The 16539-nt window shown below is 59.5% G+C and carries 13 protein-coding genes and 4 tRNA genes; 15 read left to right on the top strand and 2 right to left on the bottom strand.

The genetic code is table 11. From position 1 onward, the window contains the following. The first annotated feature begins 126 nt into the window (after window positions 1-126). The 11 genes from M2400_RS16560 to M2400_RS16510 all read left to right on the top strand — a co-directional run bounded on the left by M2400_RS16560 (window position 127) and on the right by M2400_RS16510 (window position 8022). Window positions 127-202: transfer RNA gene (locus M2400_RS16560), tRNA-Ala, on the top strand. 79 nt (window positions 203-281) lie between these two features. Continuing rightward, a tRNA-Glu gene (locus tag M2400_RS16555) sits at window positions 282-357 on the top strand. A gap of 50 nt (window positions 358-407) precedes the next feature. Further along, a tRNA-Ala gene (locus tag M2400_RS16550) sits at window positions 408-483 on the top strand. Window positions 484-563: 80 nt separating this feature from the next. Further along, a tRNA-Glu gene (locus M2400_RS16545) sits at window positions 564-639 on the top strand. A 183-nt stretch (window positions 640-822) separates the two neighbouring features. After that, window positions 823-1362: a TetR/AcrR family transcriptional regulator gene (locus tag M2400_RS16540; protein WP_177043959.1), complete on the top strand. Its 540-nt coding sequence runs from the start codon at window positions 823-825 to the stop codon at window positions 1360-1362. A 28-nt stretch (window positions 1363-1390) separates the two neighbouring features. Next, entirely contained in the window at window positions 1391-2224 is an 834-nt protein-coding gene (locus M2400_RS16535; protein WP_259197312.1) for an alpha/beta hydrolase, read from the top strand. 50 nt (window positions 2225-2274) lie between these two features. Further along, on the top strand, window positions 2275-2724 hold the full coding sequence (locus tag M2400_RS16530) for a thioesterase family protein (protein ID WP_259197313.1): 450 nt from the start codon (window positions 2275-2277) through the stop codon (window positions 2722-2724). 40 nt (window positions 2725-2764) lie between these two features. After that, window positions 2765-3721, top strand: coding sequence for a tRNA-dihydrouridine synthase (locus M2400_RS16525; RefSeq protein ID WP_177043957.1), 957 nt, complete (start codon window positions 2765-2767; stop codon window positions 3719-3721). A 588-nt stretch (window positions 3722-4309) separates the two neighbouring features. Beyond that, the gene (locus M2400_RS16520; RefSeq protein WP_259197314.1) at window positions 4310-5245 is read left to right on the top strand and encodes a hypothetical protein; all 936 of its coding nucleotides are present in this window, start codon (window positions 4310-4312) and stop codon (window positions 5243-5245) included. A gap of 90 nt (window positions 5246-5335) precedes the next feature. Continuing rightward, window positions 5336-6274 (top strand): hypothetical protein, encoded by a 939-nt coding sequence (locus tag M2400_RS16515; protein WP_259227775.1) that lies wholly within the window; start codon window positions 5336-5338, stop codon window positions 6272-6274. A 164-nt stretch (window positions 6275-6438) separates the two neighbouring features. Then, entirely contained in the window at window positions 6439-8022 is a 1584-nt protein-coding gene (locus M2400_RS16510) for a hypothetical protein (protein WP_259197315.1), read from the top strand. Between the two features lie 3 nt (window positions 8023-8025). Here M2400_RS16510 and M2400_RS16505 read toward each other — a convergent pair whose 3' ends face one another. Further along, window positions 8026-11304, bottom strand: coding sequence for an EAL domain-containing protein (locus tag M2400_RS16505; protein WP_259197316.1), 3279 nt, complete (start codon window positions 11302-11304; stop codon window positions 8026-8028). A 63-nt stretch (window positions 11305-11367) separates the two neighbouring features. Beyond that, complete coding sequence (locus M2400_RS16500) at window positions 11368-12258, bottom strand: LysR family transcriptional regulator (protein ID WP_003212656.1); 891 nt, start codon at window positions 12256-12258, stop codon at window positions 11368-11370. A gap of 145 nt (window positions 12259-12403) precedes the next feature. Between M2400_RS16500 and leuC the strand changes: the two genes are divergently transcribed. The 4 genes from leuC to leuB all read left to right on the top strand — a co-directional run bounded on the left by leuC (window position 12404) and on the right by leuB (window position 16514). Further along, window positions 12404-13822 (top strand): 3-isopropylmalate dehydratase large subunit, encoded by a 1419-nt coding sequence (leuC, locus tag M2400_RS16495; RefSeq protein WP_177043953.1) that lies wholly within the window; start codon window positions 12404-12406, stop codon window positions 13820-13822. A 10-nt stretch (window positions 13823-13832) separates the two neighbouring features. Then, window positions 13833-14477: a 3-isopropylmalate dehydratase small subunit gene (leuD, locus tag M2400_RS16490; RefSeq protein WP_094953214.1), complete on the top strand. Its 645-nt coding sequence runs from the start codon at window positions 13833-13835 to the stop codon at window positions 14475-14477. Between the two features lie 136 nt (window positions 14478-14613). Next, on the top strand, window positions 14614-15378 hold the full coding sequence (locus tag M2400_RS16485) for a class I SAM-dependent methyltransferase (protein ID WP_259197317.1): 765 nt from the start codon (window positions 14614-14616) through the stop codon (window positions 15376-15378). 53 nt (window positions 15379-15431) lie between these two features. After that, window positions 15432-16514: a 3-isopropylmalate dehydrogenase gene (leuB, locus tag M2400_RS16480; RefSeq protein WP_177043952.1), complete on the top strand. Its 1083-nt coding sequence runs from the start codon at window positions 15432-15434 to the stop codon at window positions 16512-16514. Window positions 16515-16539: the final 25 nt, after the last annotated feature.

Below are 16539 nucleotides of genomic sequence, written 5' to 3'. Positions count from 1 at the left end.
ACCCCGGTTTTCCGGGGTTTGCTCGGTAAGTGATTGTTATCTCGGCAAAAAATTTTGAAAATTGTTGAAAATAAATTTGACACGTTTCGAATACGCCATTAAGATTCGCCCCGTCCTCACCGACGAGGGGCTATAGCTCAGCTGGGAGAGCGCTTGCATGGCATGCAAGAGGTCAACGGTTCGATCCCGTTTAGCTCCACCAATTTACAGGTTCAAGGTCTGGCCACACCGTCCTTGAATTCGATCAGACTCAGCCTGATCACGTTGTATAGAAGGTTTGTGTCCCCTTCGTCTAGTGGCCTAGGACACCGCCCTTTCACGGCGGTAACAGGGGTTCGAGTCCCCTAGGGGACGCCAGTTTCAACAAGCAGCTCGAAAGGTCTGCTGCGCCGCGAGGCGAAAAATCCGGGGCTATAGCTCAGCTGGGAGAGCGCTTGCATGGCATGCAAGAGGTCAACGGTTCGATCCCGTTTAGCTCCACCAATTTACAGGTTCAAGGTCTGGCCACACCGTCCTTGAATCAGATCAGTTCTCAGCGCTGATCAGTTGTACAGAAGGTTTGTGTCCCCTTCGTCTAGTGGCCTAGGACACCGCCCTTTCACGGCGGTAACAGGGGTTCGAGTCCCCTAGGGGACGCCACGATTACCCGCTCTGCGGGATTTTTAAGGGTCATTCAATTATTGAATGGCCCTTTTGTTTGTCTGGCGTTTGGCCAATCTTCCTTCCTCTCCCTCACATGTTCTTCTGACCAATGGTCATGCCGGTGGCTTGCGAAATATTATTATGGTAATAATATTCGAGGCATGAGATTCGGAGGCAACGATGAACGATAAAAAAGCACAAACCCGCGAACGTATTCTGCAAGCAGCTGGCGCCGCCTTGATCCAGCGTGGCCCGGCCGAGCCCAGTGTTGGCGAAGTGATGGGCGCGGCGGGGCTCACCGTCGGTGGTTTCTACGCGCACTTTGAAAGCAAGGACGCGCTGATGCTGGAGGCCTTCACCGAGTTGCTGGCCCGACGTCGCGCCGCGGTTGAAGACATGGACTCGACGCTGACCGGCGAGGAACGTCGCGCCCTGGTGGCGGCGTTCTACCTGTCGCGCAAGCACCGCGACTCCACGTCCCACGCGTGCCCGATCCCGGCCACGGTAGGCGAGATGAGCCGCTTGCCGGACGAGTTCCGCCAAGCCTTGAACGAACACTGCGAACTGATGGCTGCACAGCTGGCCGCCAGCCCCGAAGACACCGACAAGGCGCTGGCCGACATGGCACTGATGATCGGTGGCTTGTCGCTGGCCCGCGCCCTGGGCCCGGGTGAGTTGTCGGATCGTGTGTTGCGTGCGGCCAAGTCCGCGGTGCGTTAAGAACGGCTTCTGGCCTGAGGAATGAGCGATGAGCACGTTGAAGTGGATTCGTGGCGTCAATGGCACCTTGGGCCGGCTGGCGCCGCAAACGGTGGCCAGCAAGATGCGTCGGGTGTTCATGACGCCTCGGGATCTGCCGCCCCGTGACTGGGAGTTGCCGCTGCTGGCGCAGTCGGAGCGCATCACGTTGCGTTTCGGCCTGTCGGCGCTGAAGTGGGGCCAGGGCCCGGCAGTGCTGTTGATGCACGGCTGGGAAGGGCGCCCAACGCAATTCGCCAGCCTGATCACTGCGTTAGTGGCGGCGGGTTATTCGGTGGTTGCCCTGGATGGCCCGGCCCACGGCCGCTCACCGGGGCGCGAAGCCCATGTGCTGCTCTTCGCTCGTGCCATGCTGGAAGCGGCGGCCGAGCTGCCACCGTTGCATGCCGTTGTCGGTCACTCCATGGGCGGTGCCAGTGCGATGCTGGCGGTCCAGTTGGGGTTGCGCACCGAGGCGTTGGTCAGCATCGCCGCGCCTTCGCGGTTCCTCGACGTATTGCGCGGTTTTGCCGGCATGGTCGGTCTGCCGGCGCGAGCGCGTTCGGCGTTTATCCAGGAGGTGGAGCTGACGATGGGCATGCCCCTCAAGCACCTCGACGTCGCTCACTATCAAATGAATATCCCGGGCCTGATCGTGCATGCCGAAGACGATACCTTCGTCTCGGTCAAAGCCTGCCAGGTCATCCATGACGCCTGGTTCGACAGCCGCCTGTTGCGGCTGGAGCAGGGCGGGCACCAGAAGGTGCTGGCAGACCCGCGTGTGATCGAAGGCGTACTGACGCTGCTGGCCGGCCGCCACGTGCCGGAGCGCCAAACCGCCTGAACCATGGGTTACACTGCTCGCCGCCGACATTAATCGACCGGGAGCACCGCATGGGCTGGGACTTGGCAACGCCGTTTATCATCGATCTTCAGGTCGGTACCGAAGACATCGACGGCCTTGGACACGCCAACAACGCCGTGTACGTGTCCTGGCTGGAACGCTGCGCCTGGCGCCATTCCCAGCGCCTGGGGCTGGACTTGACCGAGTACCGCGGGCTGGATCGCGCCATGGCCGTGGTGCGCCATGAGATCGATTACCTCGCCGCCGGCTACGAAGGCGACGAGCTGCAGTTGGCGACCTGGATCGTCGACTGGGATCAGCGCCTGAAAATGACCCGACGCTTCCAGCTGGTGCGCCCGCGTGACGGCGCCACCTTGCTGCGGGCGCAAACCACCTTTGTCTGCATCGAACTGTCCAGCGGCAAGCCCAAGCGCATGCCGTCGGAATTTCTTGAGGGTTACGGCCCTGCACTGCAAGGCGAATTACCTGCTGGCGTCTGAAACCAGTAAACTGCGCCACGTTTTTCGTTGAGTGTTTTCCATGCAAATTGCTTTGGCGCCCATGGAGGGGTTGGTCGACAACATCCTGCGGGACGTGCTGACCCGGGTCGGCGGTATTGATTGGTGCGTGACCGAGTTCATTCGGGTCAACGACCGCCTGCTGACGCCTGCCTACTTCCACAAACTCGCCCCCGAGTTGCTGCACGGTGCCAAGACCGCTGCCGGCGTGCCCCTGCGCGTGCAATTGCTGGGGTCGGACCCGGTGTGCCTGGCGGAAAACGCCGCCCTGGCCTGTGAGTTGGGCTCGCAAGTGGTCGACCTGAACTTCGGTTGCCCGGCCAAGACCGTCAACAAGTCCCGTGGTGGTGCGGTGCTGCTCAAGGAGCCGGAGCTGCTCAACCAGATCGTCGAGCACGTGCGGCGCGCGGTGCCGGCGCATATTCCTGTTACCGCGAAGATGCGCCTGGGTTTCGACAGCCCGGACGGTGCGCTGGTGTGCGCCACGGCCCTGGCCGAAGGCGGCGCGGCGCATATCGTCGTGCATGCGCGCACCAAGGTCGACGGCTACAAGCCGCCGGCCCATTGGGAGTGGATCCCGCGTGTGCAGGAAGTGGTCAAGGTGCCGGTGTTCGCCAACGGTGATATCTGGAGCGTTGAAGACTGGCGGCGTTGCCGGGAAATCAGTGGTGTGGAAGACATCATGCTCGGTCGCGGCCTGGTGGCGCGCCCTGACCTTGCCCGGCAGATTACGGCGGCGCGTGCCGGCGAAGAAGTGGTGGAGATGACCTGGGCCGAGATGCAGCCGATGCTGCATGAGTTCTGGCGCCAGTCGGTGGAACAACTCACCGAGCGCCAGGCGCCCGGTCGTTTGAAGCAATGGCTGGCGATGCTGACACGCAATTATCCTGAAGCGGTGGAGCTGTTCACGGCGATGCGTCGTGAAACGGACCTGGACCAGGTCGCGCGCTTGCTGGGAGTGCCCGATCAGGCAGCCTGAGGCATTGGCGTTGCAAGATTAAGTTTATATATATAGAAGTTTCATCGCGTAATTAAAGGGGCACTCCGAGTGCCTCTTTTTTTGTGCCTGAAATAAACGATGTGCGAGTAAAGTGGTTGAAGTTGACGGGTTTTTGCCAGTGCGCACGGACCGCTCTCGGTAGCGCAGGATTTCTTCGTGTGTGTAAAAAATAATGTGCGTCCGGTTTTAGTAATGCAGAAGTTTTAAGGCGTATAGGTTGAATTAGTTGGCGCGAGGTAATGGCGCGCGCGGTAATTAACACAAGTTCACTCCGTTATTCGAAGCGGGTGATTTCATTAGGTTGCGTGCAGATCTGACTGTTGCGTGATATATCGTTTTTTTTTCGTACGAGACGAGGCGGAATACGAATTTCTGCCGGATGTCCATAGGGAAAAGTCTCTGCGTGTCTTATGGTTTCCTTATGTGAGGCTCGATTATCGGAACTCAATGGGCTCAGGTTCCACAAAAGTAGGGAGTGAGCGCACTCGCACTTGTTTAAATCCAAATGAAGACCATGACTTCCCGTGCCGTTTGCCGGTTCAGGGGAGCCTTGAAAAGGATAAGTCCATGTCTAATCTGTCGATTAATACTTCTGTTTCCATGAATCCCGACTATCGCTCATTGGATCGAGAGCAGGGCGGCGTCAATAAGCCTCGCAATAACTTGCTTCCAAACAGTTTTTCCAATGCAGTTGTTCGTGATCATGACGCAGGTTCAAAAGACAGTAACGTTACGGTGACCAGAGACTCGCTGCAGAAGTTGTTTGAGATGTTTGATTCTGTCGTGAAGGCGATGCGCAACATGTTAGCGACTCAAGGCAGCTTGCCCAAGCCGATGTCTGAGGTTGTCCCTTTACCTAAAGTCCCACCCGAGGCAGGTCCGGCACCGAAGGTTGTACCAGAGGCCAACCCTGCGTTGAAAGTGGCTCCTGCGCCGGTGCCTAAAGTGCAGGCGGATTTGGGGGGTTTGGCGAAAGTAATGCCCGGCCCTTTGCCTGAAGTAAGGCGGGATGCGGAGCCGCAAAACAAGCCGATGAATGATATTAACGTGACCGTTCAGGTCGCTAACTGCCACTGCCCCCATCCCGAGGCGAAAGTTGCACCGCGTACGACAGTGACACGAGAAATCGATGGCAGAGCCACGGTGGTTCCGCACTCGCCGGTAAAGCCGGGTGTTGATGCCAACACCCTGGTAGTGCCGAATCTGCCGATCCTGCCGCAAGTCGATACCAAAACGCTGGTGCTGCCACAGTCGCCGGTAAAGCCTGGGAACGATGGCAAAACTCCACTCATACCGCAGCCCCCCGTGAAGTCTGAAGTCGATAAAAAAACACCCATAGTCCCGCAGCCTGATGTAACGCCAGACGTGCGTCCCACGCCCGAGCCGGATTTGACTGCTCCCGGGCCTGCGGAAGACTGCTCGACCAACTCATTCAATAAATATAACCGCAGTCGGTTCGACAGCCCCCGGCAGTTCGATAACGGTCGTCGAACAAGGGCATAAGTTCGTCACGGTTTTTTTCAGGGTTTAACTAGAGGCGGTAGCTCCCCGTGCTCGTTAATGCAGGGGGAGCACGTTCCAGGAGGTGAGTGCATGTTTGATAAGGTGATTAATAGTCCAGCGATTATAAGGCCCGAGTACTTACAGTCTGGGGGACCTGCAACAGCGGCAGCGAAGAGTGCTCCAAAGAATATTAGCTTTGCGACCGATAACGCTTTGTCCTTTGGCGATAAAGCGCAAGGTGGCTTTCGTGACACTGCAGACAGTTCGCAGTTGCTCAAGAATATGCTTGAGATGTTCACGCAGTTTTTTGCGCAGTTGCAAAGCGTGCTGTCGGACAAGGGCACCAAAGTAAATCTCGATGCAACACCTGTCCCCACAACACCGGTACTGCCTAAATCGGACATCCCGCTGCCCGATCCCCGGGCGAGCCACCTTCCGGATCTTTCCAGCAAGCGTGGCGGGGCCAAGGCTGATGATATCTGGGGCGGGTTCCGCCAGGGGCCGGACGGCAATTGCGTGACGATATCGGCCATCAAGGCGGCCATGGTGAAGTTTGGCCAGAGCCCCACGGATATCTATAAAGAAGTTCAAAAGGTCGCAGAGGGTTACCGGGTGACCATGCGCGATGGATTTGCTCTCACCCTGAGCCGTCAGGAGTTGGCAGAGGGCATTCGTGGGTCGAAGTTTGTCGGGCGCGACAAGGAGATGCTCAAGGATGCGCACTTTCTGTTTGCGGTCAGCGCCAAGCGGGCGCAGATGGAAAATAATGATGGCACTGCCCAGCGAAGTTATAGCGCTGCGGTGCGCAGTCTCAATGATGGTGAAGATGAAAGAGGCGCCGGGGAAGGGTTCCTGCGACTGGGCCTGAAGCAGCATATGAAGAAAGTGCCGGTGAGTGAACTTGCAAAAGGCACGCTGGGCATGGTCAATCGCACAGGGCATTCGGTGGCGGTGATCAACGGTATTGAAGAGTTGTATGGGAAAAAGGGCGGAGCGCCAAAACGTGGCGATGCCATTGCGTTGGTATGAAGCCGGTTAGTGTGGCTTACGTCTGAATAGAGTTCCGTTTTTTGGGCAACACCAGCGGTGGGGCGTCGAGTCAACCTCCTCCGGCAGGGTAACTGTGCCTGTTGGTTGGCTTGATGCGGTCTGGTTGTTATCGCTTGTTAAGTATAAACATGAAGGAGTGGAATATGGTTTTTTCAGTGTCGAGCGGTACTGTTCGGATGATTAACATAAAAGATAATGAATTGTGGCACGTTCCATCTTCGGCCAAGAGTAGTCAGGAATTTATACCTGCCAGTAATGCTTCAGGTGTTCGGGATTCTGGAAATGTTTCCTGGGCGGACGTATTAACGTCCCTGCATACGATTGTGCGATGGCTGCGAGAGCTTCTCGATCGGGACGTGTTAACTACCGATAAAAACACAGTAACTCCAGACGCAGAGCCCCCGGTAAAAGTGATACCCGACAAGCAAGTACCGTTGGATACTCCCAAACCTGTGATGCCCGATGCCCCTGCAGATTTTTTTCTGAGAAAAAACGGCGGAAAACCTAAAGACATCGTTAACGCGTTCACTGCCAAAGAACCCGGCTTTGGCGATAATGTTGATGTCAGTACCCACGCCGCTGTCATCAAGATGATGATGCTCAAATTTGGTCAAAGCCCTGCCGATGTATTTGATGAGGTAAAGCGGTCTACCACTGGTTATGACATCACCATGAAAGACGGTTTTACAGTCCATGTGGCTCATGATGAGTTAACGCGCGCAACCCGGGCATCAAGATTTGGTGGCAGTGATAAGGGCGCGATACGGGATGCCAGTTTCATATTTGCCACTTTTGTGAAGCGCAAGCAGATGGATGCGTTGGAGCTCAGGCCGGACGCAAGCTTTGACGAGGCCCTGACAAAAACCTTGTCTGGTGAGTTTCCAAAGCGGGCTTTGGAAGGCATGGGCATGACGGGCTTCATGCAATACGTCCCTTCCAGTTTTCTACGGGGTAAGGATACCGTTGGCCTCGCTGAAACGCGTTATCTGGGGGCATCCCTGGTGCTGGATGGGGTCAGGTATAACTATCAGGCACGGGAGCGCCTTGGCGACAGCTATGGCTACAGGCTTACTGGTGATGAAACCCTTTCAGATGAGTTGCTTGTCGATCCCCGCAAGGGCACGGTTCAGGTTTCCAGTGTGCCGGTAGGGGTCAAACCCGAGAATATCTGGGCTGGCTTCTACCAAGGCGTGGAAGGTAACTGTGTGACGGTGTCGGCGATGAAAGCCGCGATGATGAAGTTGGGTCAAAGCCCAGCGGGCATCTACAAACGCATCAGCGCAACCGGTGATGGTTACGCAGTCGTCATGCGAGATGGTTTCAAGTTGCGCATTACCCACGAAGAGTTAAAAAAAGCCGAGCAACATTCCAACCTCAACGGTACTGACAAAGTATTGGTGAAGGATGCCAATTTTTTATATGCGGTGAGCGCCAAGCGGGCGCAGTTGGAAAATCATGAGGGTCGCGCCGGGCAGAGTTTTGAGACGGCTATGGAGACCCTCAACAATGGTGAGCTCCCCGGGGACGGATTCCGTCGATTGGGGCTCTACGCCTATACACGGCCGAGCACCGTTCAGGAGTTGGCCGGCGGGGTATTGGGCACCTTGGCCAACTTTCAGCATTCGGTCGTGGTGGTCAACGGTGATATCGACCTTTATGGTTATAAAGAATCGCTGCTGTCGTCGACCTGGAATAACAAGAGCGGCTACGCAGTAAAGTTGGTCTAAGGCCTACAACAACAGTTGCCTGAACCCCTCCATCGGCAGCGGTCGACTGTGCAAATACCCTTGGTACAAATGGCACCCCAAGCCCTGCAAAAATGCCAGCTGTTCAGGGGTTTCCACACCCTCGGCAATCACCTCCAGATTCAGGCTACGGGCCATGGCCACAATGGCGCGGATAATCTCCGCATCGTTAGGGTCGTGAGTCGCATCGCGTACAAACGACTGGTCGATCTTCAGCGCATCCACCGGCAGGCGCTTGAGGTAGGTCAGTGATGAATAGCCCGTGCCAAAGTCATCCATCGCAAAACTCACGCCGAGCTTTTTCAGGCGGCGCATTTTGCTGATGGTGTCGTCCAGGTTCTGGATCACGATGCCTTCGGTGATTTCCAGCTTCAGCAGCGTGAAGGGCAGTTGGTGAGTGCGCAGGCTGCGTTCCACCCGCTCCACGAAGTCGTTCTGGCGAAACTGCCGGGGGCTGATGTTGACGCACAGGCTGAAGTTCAGCGGGTCCACCAGGCCCTCGGCGATCAATTGCGCGAAGGTCCCGCAGGCTTCGTCGAGGATCCAGGTGCCCACCTCCAGGATCAGCCCGCTGTCTTCCAGCACCTTGATAAATTCAGTCGGCGACTGCGCGCCCAGTTGCGGGTGCTGCCAGCGCACCAGGGCCTCGGCGCCGACGATCCGGTTGCCCCGGGCATCCACCTGCGGCTGGTAGTGCACGCTGAATTCACCGCGAGACAAGGCCAGGCGCAGGTCGGTTTCCATGCGCAGGCGCTCGCTGGCGGTTTTCTGCATGCTGTTATGGAACATCTGGGTGGTGTTGCGCCCCGAATCCTTGGCCCGGTACAGGGCGATGTCGGCGCGCTTGAGCAGATCGGCCGGGGTGGAGCCGTGATCGGGAATCAGTGCCACGCCGATGCTGGGGGTGACCTGCAAGCGGTGGCCGTCGAGAAACATCGGCTCCGACAACAGCTCCCGTAGGGTGTCGGCCAGTTCCTGGACCTGGACACTGACTTGCGAGCGCGTACCTTCCAGGCCGCTGAGCAGCACCACAAACTCATCACCACCCAGGCGCGCCACGGTGTCTTCCATGCGCACACTGGCTTCGAGGCGTGCAGTGACGATTTTCAGCACCGTGTCACCCACCGGGTGGCCGAGGGAATCGTTGATGTGCTTGAAGTGGTCCAGGTCGAGAAACAGTAGCGCGCCCCGCAGGTTGTGGCGCTTGAGCAGGGCGATCTGCTGGCTCAGGCGGTCCATCAATAGCGCACGGTTGGGCAGGTTGGTCAGTGGGTCGTGATAGGCCAGGTGGCGAATCTGCGCCTGGGCGTTTTTCAGCAGGCTGACGTCCCGCGCGGTCAGCAGCAGGCACGGCGTTTCATTGAGGGTGATGGGCTCCACCGACACTTCCACCGCCAGCACGTCACCACGCTTGTTGTGCCAGAGCATTTCCAGATGATGGATGCGGCCCTTGATCTGCAGCTCGGCGAGCAATGCGGCGCGCTGGTTTTCGTCGGCCCAGATACCGATCTGGTACAGCGTCAGGCCAATCGCTTCTTCGGCACGGTAGCCGGTGAGGCGGCAGAAACCGTCGTTGACCTCCACGTAGCGCCCTGTGTCGCGCTCGGTGATTGACACTGCGTCGGGGCTGGAGTGAAAAGCCTTGGCGAATTTCTCCTCGCTGGCCTTGAGTGCCGCTTCCGAGCGTTGCTGTTGGGTGATGTCCCGCAGGGTGGTGACGATGCACGGTTGGTCGCCCACCTGGATCAGGCGGCTGGTAATCACACAGTTCAGCGCCTGACCGTTTTTGTGATGGACGATGATTGCCACGTTGCTCAGGGCTTGTTCGCGAATCACCTGCTCGATGCGCTGCAGGCGCTGGCTGGACTCATCCCACAAGCCGATCTGTTCGGCGTCGTTGTTGATCACCTCGGCGGCGGTCCAGCCGAAGGTCTGGGTGAAGGCCGGGTTGATCTCGATGAACTGCCCGGTTTCCAGGCGCGTGACGCAAATCGGGTCGGGGCTGGCGAGGAACAGGCTGGCAAATTTTTCTTCCGAGGCGATCAGGCGTTGCTCGCGTTCCACCTGGTCGGTGATGTCGAGCAGGGTCCCGGCCATGCGCAATGGCGCCCCCAGCTCATCGCGATAGAGGCGGGCGCGGCTCTCCAGGTAGCGCGAACTGCCATCTTCCAGTTGCACGCGGTAGGTCAGTTGGTAGTTGCCCGCCGGGCCTTCCCGCAGGGTGCGGTAGGCGTTGCGCATGTTCTCGCGCTCTTCATTGGGCATGCCTTCAAAAAAGGCCTCGAAGGATTCGTGGAACGGTTGGGGTTCCAGGCCGTGCAATTGGGCGGCGCGGGCCGAGCCGTAGAGCATGCCGCTGGGAATGTGCCAGTCCCAGGTGCCCAGCTGTGCCGAATCCAGCGCCAGGTCCAGGCGCTCCTGGCTGTCCTTGAGGGCTTGCTCGGCGTTCTTGCGTTCGGTGGTGTCGAGGAAGGTGCTGATCAGGTAGTCCTCGCCGTCCAGCTCGACTTTCTGGGCGCTGAGAGTGCCATCGTGGATTTGCCCGTTGCTGGCGCGAAACTGCACTTCCATGGTGATGGGCGTGCCTTTGCGCTGGGTGGCCTTAGTCAATAGTGCGCGTTGCTCGGGGTGCACCCAGAGGCCCAGGTCCAGGGTGCTGCGGCCAATGGCATCAGCCAGCGGCCAGCCGAACAGGCTTTCGAAGTATTGGTTGGCTTCGCTGATCAGGCCGTCGGCCTGGCGGGTCAAGAGCACCATCAGCGGGCACAGGTGAAACAGTGTGGCGAAGCGTTTTTCCGAATGGCTGAGGGCGTGTTCGCGTTCGCGCTGCTGGGTGATCTCGCGGATCACCCCGATCATCCGTCGGCGACCGGACTTTTGCGGCTGCAGGCTGCCGTTGATTTCCAGCCAGTGCAGGCTGCCATCCGGCCATTGGATGCGGTGGTGCATGGCCTGGGCGAACGGCTCGCCCGCGAGTACGGCATGAAACGCGCGAACCACTTTGGCGCGGTCCTCAGGGGCCAGCAGGTCGAGGTATTCCAGGTCTTTGGGCAGGGGCTGGCGCGGATCGAAGCCGAACAACGCCTGGGTGCCCCGGGACCAGCTTATCCGGCCGGTGTCGATGTCCCAGCTCCAGGCGCCCAGCCGGGCAGCGTTGAGCGCCGCCAGCAGTTGCGGCGCGCTGTCCCAGCTTTGCTCCGCCTCCTGTGGGTCCAGGGCGTGGATGCGGGGCAGGGGTGGCACGGAATCGGCGGGGTTGCGCATTATCAAAGGGCCTTGGCTCAATGGGCGTTCGGCGCGGGTTCACGGTCTAGGGGCCACGGCGATTCAAGCCTGATTCCCTGGCAGATCGACCTGTGCATCCAATAGGCTCATGAAAGCCCGCGCAGCGTTCGACAGCGTCCTTTCGGTGTGCACGATATAGCCTAGCTGGCGACTGAGCTGTATGCCCGGCAAAGCGATGCGTGCCACCTGATCGTCCAGCATGGTGCGCGGCAACACGCTCCAGGCCAGGCCGATGGAGACCATCATCTTGATGGTTTCCAGGTAGTTGGTACTCATGGCGATATTCGGCGTCAGGCCCTGGGCCTCGAACAGCCGCTGCACGATGTGGTGGGTAAAGGTGTTGCCACCGGGAAACACTGCCGGGTGCCGGGCGATGTCCGCCAGGCTGACGCTGCCGTTGCTGATCAGGCTGTGTTCCGGCGCCACCACGAAGTCCAGCGGGTCGTCCCACACCGGCGTCGCACGCACCAGAGTATGCGGCTCCGGGGCCAGGGTAATCACCGCCACTTCGGCCCGCCCATGGAGGATTTCTTCGTAGGCAACTTCCGAATCTAGAAACTGAATGTCGAGGGCGACGTTCGGGTATTCCCGGGTAAACGTACGCAGCACCGGCGGCAGGCGGTGCAGGCCGATGTGATGGCTGGTGGCCAGGGTGAGGCGCCCGCTGACCTCGCCGGTGAGGTTGGTCAGGGCGCGCCGGGTGTCGTCCAGCACGTTGAGAATCTGATAAGCCCGGGGCAATAACGCACGGCCGGCTTCGGTGAGGCCGACTTCGCGCCCCAGTCGGTCGAACAGTCGCACCTTTAATTGCTGCTCTAAACCGGCAATGCGCTTGCTGATGGCCGGTTGGGTCAGGTGCAGGCGTTCACCGGCGCCGGAGAAGCTGCCGGTCTCGGCGATGGCGATAAAGGCATTGAGGTTGGCCAGGTCCATTGTCGTATTCCAGTTGGTAATCCAAAGCATAAAAAATATGAATTTGAGTTATTTAATGTAGCGCCATACCATCAGCCTCACAAGCCAAAGGGTTATTGAATCGTTCAAGGCCCGGGGCATAGAAACACCTGATGAGGACCGCGTGATGGCCGGCAAAACGCTTTACGACAAGCTTTGGGATTCCCATGAAGTGAAACGGCGCGATGATGGGTCGTCGCTGATCTACATCGACCGTCACATCATCCATGAAGTGACCTCGCCTCAAGCGTTCGAAGGCCTGCGACTGGCCGGGCGCAAGCCTTGGCGTGTCGACTCGATCATCGCCACCCCGGACCACAACGTGCCGACTACCCCGGAGCGTAAAGGCGGGATCGACGCCATCGTCGACACCGTGTCGCGCCTTCAGGTGCAGACCCTCGATGATTACTGCGACGAATATGGCATCACCGAATTCAAGATGAATGACGTGCGTCAAGGGATCGTCCACGTGATCGGCCCGGAGCAGGGTGCCACGTTGCCGGGCATGACCGTGGTCTGCGGCGACTCCCACACCTCCACCCACGGCGCGTTTGGTGCCCTGGCTCACGGTATCGGTACGTCCGAGGTGGAGCACGTATTCGCCACCCAATGCCTCGTCGCCAAGAAAATGAAGAACATGCGGGTAGAGGTCGAGGGCGAATTGCCGTTCGGCGTTACCGCCAAAGACATCGTGCTCGCCGTGATCGGCAAGATCGGCACCGCCGGCGGTAACGGCCATGCCATCGAATTCGCCGGCAGCGCGATTCGCGACCTGTCCATCGAAGGCCGCATGACCATCTGCAACATGTCCATCGAAGCCGGTGCCCGTGTAGGCATGGTGGCAGCAGACGAAAAGACCATTGCCTACGTCAAGGGTCGCCCATTCGCGCCGAGCGGTGCCGATTGGGACGCTGCAGTAGAAGCCTGGAAAGACCTGGTTTCCGACGCCGATGCGGTGTTCGACACCGTGGTCACCCTGGACGCCGCCCAGATCAAGCCGCAAGTCAGCTGGGGCACCTCGCCGGAAATGGTGTTGGCTGTTGATCAGAACGTGCCGGACCCGGCCAAGGAAACCGACCTGGTCAAGCGTGGCTCCATCGAGCGCGCCTTGAAATACATGGGCTTGAAAGCCAACCAGGCGATCACCGACATCCAGTTGGACCGCGTATTCATCGGCTCCTGCACCAACTCGCGGATCGAAGATTTGCGCGCTGCGGCGGTGATCGCCAAGGGCCGCAAGGTTGCCTCGACCATCAAGCAGGCGATCGTGGTGCCAGGTTCGGGTCTGGTTAAAGCCCAGGCCGAAGCCGAAGGCCTCGACAAGATCTTCCTCGAAGCCGGTTTTGAATGGCGTGAGCCGGGCTGCTCGATGTGCCTGGCGATGAACCCGGACCGTTTGGAGTCGGGCGAGCATTGCGCGTCCACCTCCAACCGTAACTTCGAAGGGCGTCAGGGCGCCGGTGGGCGTACCCACCTCGTTAGCCCGGCCATGGCTGCTGCGGCTGCCGTCAACGGTCGTTTCATCGACGTTCGCGAATTGATCTGAGGAATACCCGATGAGAGCTTTTACCCAACACACCGGTTTAGTCGCGCCGTTGGACCGTGCCAACGTGGACACCGACCAGATCATTCCGAAGCAGTTCTTGAAGTCGATCAAGCGCACCGGCTTTGGCCCGAACCTGTTCGACGAGTGGCGCTACCTGGACGTGGGCTATGCCTACCAGGACAACTCCAAACGCCCGCTGAACAAAGACTTTGTACTCAACGCCGAGCGTTACCAGGGTGCCAGCGTGCTGCTGGCCCGGGAAAACTTCGGTTGCGGCTCCAGCCGTGAGCACGCGCCGTGGGCCCTGGAAGAATATGGCTTTCGCAGCATCATCGCGCCGAGCTACGCCGACATCTTCTTCAACAACAGCTTCAAGAACGGCCTGCTGCCGATCATCTTGAGCGATGCCGAAGTGGATGAGTTGTTCAAGCAAGTGGAAGCCGATGTGGGCTACCAGTTGACCGTGGACCTGGCGGCACAGACCGTGACCCGTCCGGACGGCAAGGTGTATCACTTTGAAGTGGACGCCTTCCGCAAGCACTGCCTGATCAATGGGCTGGACGACATCGGCCTGACCTTGCAGGACGGCGATGCGATTGCCGCGTTTGAAACCAAACATCGGGCCAGCCAGCCGTGGTTGTTTCGCGACGCTTGATTTGAGGTAGGCCGTGCGGGCCCCATCGCGGGCAAGCCCACTCCCACTTTTTGACCTGTGAACCCGGTCAACTGTAGGAGCTGGCTTGCCTGCGATAGCGCCCGTACAAACACCCCGAAACCCAAGGAAAATCACCATGACCAGCACCGCCCACACCCAAGTCGTGCAAAAACAATTCGGCGAACAGGCCTCGGCCTACCTGAGCAGTGCCGTGCACGCTCAAGGCACCGAGTTCGCGCTGCTCCAGGCCGAGCTGGCCGGGCAGGGCGCTGCACGCCTGCTGGACCTGGGTTGCGGCGCCGGGCACGTGAGTTTCAACGTTGCCCCGCTGGTCAAGGAAGTGGTGGCCTACGACCTGTCCCAGCAAATGCTCGATGTGGTCGCCGCCGCTGCCGTGGACCGTGGCCTGGACAATATCCGCACGGTGCACGGCGCCGCGGAGCGCCTGCCGTTTGCCGACAGTGAGTTCGACTTCGTGTTCAGCCGTTACTCGGCCCACCACTGGAGCGACCTTGGCCTGGCCCTGCGTGAAGTGCGCCGGGTGCTCAAGCCGGGTGGCGTGGCGGCGTTTGTTGACGTCTTGTCACCGGGCAGCCCGCTGTTGGACACTTACCTGCAAACCGTCGAAGTGCTGCGCGACACCAGCCATGTGCGCGATTATTCCACCGGCGAGTGGATGCGCCAGCTCAGCGAAGCCGGTTTGCATGTACGCAACAGCAGCCGCCAGCGCCTGCGCCTGGAATACACCTCGTGGGTTGAGCGCATGCGCACGCCCGAGGTCTTGCGTGCGGCGATTCTTGAGCTGCAAAAGGCGATGGGCCAGGAAGTGCGTGATTATTTCGAGATTCAAGCCGACGGCACCTTCAGCACCGACGTGCTGGTGGTGTGGGCCGAACGCTGATTAATTTTTCCCGACCTGCCTGCGGGCGGGTCGCTTGATGAAATGAGGAACGCATGAGCAAGCAGATTCTGATTCTCCCTGGCGACGGTATTGGTCCGGAAATCATGGCCGAAGCGGTCAAGGTGCTGGAAGTGGCGAACGCCAAGTACAGCCTGGGCTTCGAACTGAGCCACGACGTGATCGGCGGCGCGGCCATCGACAAGCACGGCGTGCCCCTGGCCGACGAAACCCTGGACCGTGCCCGTGCAGCCGATGCCGTGCTGCTGGGCGCCGTGGGTGGCCCGAAATGGGACAAGATCGAACGTGACATTCGCCCTGAGCGCGGCCTGCTGAAGATCCGCGCGCAACTGGGTCTGTTCGGCAACCTGCGCCCGGCGATCCTTTACCCGCAACTGGCCGACGCTTCCAGCCTGAAGCCGGAAATCGTCGCTGGCCTGGACATCCTGATCGTCCGCGAACTGACCGGCGGTATCTACTTCGGCTCGCCACGGGGCGTGCGCGAGTTGGAGAATGGTGAGCGCCAGGCCTACGACACCCTGCCGTACAGCGAAAGCGAAATCCGCCGTATCGCCCGTGTCGGTTTCGACATGGCCCGCGTGCGTGGCAAGAAGGTCTGCTCGGTGGACAAGGCCAACGTATTGGCGTCTAGCCAGCTGTGGCGCGAAATTGTCGAGGAAGTCGCCAAGGACTACCCGGACGTTGAACTGAGCCACATGTACGTCGATAACGCCGCCATGCAGCTGGTGCGTGCACCGAAGCAGTTCGACGTGATCGTCACCGACAACCTGTTCGGCGACATCCTGTCCGACCAGGCGTCGATGCTCACCGGCTCCATCGGCATGCTGCCGTCGGCGTCCCTGGATGCCAACAACAAGGGCATGTACGAGCCGTGCCACGGTTCGGCGCCGGACATCGCAGGCCAGGGCATTGCCAACCCGCTGGCGACCATTTTGTCGGTGTCGATGATGCTGCGTTACAGCTTCAACCTGACCGACGCGGCGGATGCCATCGAGAAAGCGGTGAGCCTGGTGCTCGACCAGGGCCTGCGCACCGGCGACATCTGGTCCCAGGGTTGCACCAGGGTCGGTACGCAAGAAATGGGCGACGCAGTAGTCGCCGCGCTGCGGAATCTGTAATCTCTCGGGCCCGCTTGCAGATGTT

Source organism: Pseudomonas sp. BIGb0558, from assembly GCF_024807515.1.
Taxonomy (GTDB): Bacteria; Pseudomonadota; Gammaproteobacteria; order Pseudomonadales; family Pseudomonadaceae; genus Aquipseudomonas; species Aquipseudomonas yamanorum_A.
The sequence above is the reverse complement of the archived record's forward strand: the minus strand, read 5'-3'. Positions and strand labels throughout refer to the sequence as shown.

Bases quoted from the DNA above. Each gene is read 5' to 3' on its own strand.
- M2400_RS16515 (WP_259227775.1), top strand. From the start codon at position 5,336: ATGTTTGATAAGGTGATTAATAGTCCAGCGATTATAAGGCCCGAGTAC.
- M2400_RS16540 (WP_177043959.1), top strand. From the start codon at position 823: ATGAACGATAAAAAAGCACAAACCCGCGAACGTATTCTGCAAGCAGCT.
- M2400_RS16520 (WP_259197314.1), top strand. From the start codon at position 4,310: ATGTCTAATCTGTCGATTAATACTTCTGTTTCCATGAATCCCGACTAT.
- M2400_RS16530 (WP_259197313.1), top strand. From the start codon at position 2,275: ATGGGCTGGGACTTGGCAACGCCGTTTATCATCGATCTTCAGGTCGGT.
- M2400_RS16510 (WP_259197315.1), top strand. From the start codon at position 6,439: ATGGTTTTTTCAGTGTCGAGCGGTACTGTTCGGATGATTAACATAAAA.
- M2400_RS16485 (WP_259197317.1), top strand. From the start codon at position 14,614: ATGACCAGCACCGCCCACACCCAAGTCGTGCAAAAACAATTCGGCGAA.
- M2400_RS16505 (WP_259197316.1), bottom strand. From the start codon at position 11,304: ATGCGCAACCCCGCCGATTCCGTGCCACCCCTGCCCCGCATCCACGCC.
- M2400_RS16500 (WP_003212656.1), bottom strand. From the start codon at position 12,258: ATGGACCTGGCCAACCTCAATGCCTTTATCGCCATCGCCGAGACCGGC.
- M2400_RS16535 (WP_259197312.1), top strand. From the start codon at position 1,391: ATGAGCACGTTGAAGTGGATTCGTGGCGTCAATGGCACCTTGGGCCGG.
- M2400_RS16525 (WP_177043957.1), top strand. From the start codon at position 2,765: ATGCAAATTGCTTTGGCGCCCATGGAGGGGTTGGTCGACAACATCCTG.
- leuB (WP_177043952.1), top strand. From the start codon at position 15,432: ATGAGCAAGCAGATTCTGATTCTCCCTGGCGACGGTATTGGTCCGGAA.
- leuD (WP_094953214.1), top strand. From the start codon at position 13,833: ATGAGAGCTTTTACCCAACACACCGGTTTAGTCGCGCCGTTGGACCGT.
- leuC (WP_177043953.1), top strand. From the start codon at position 12,404: ATGGCCGGCAAAACGCTTTACGACAAGCTTTGGGATTCCCATGAAGTG.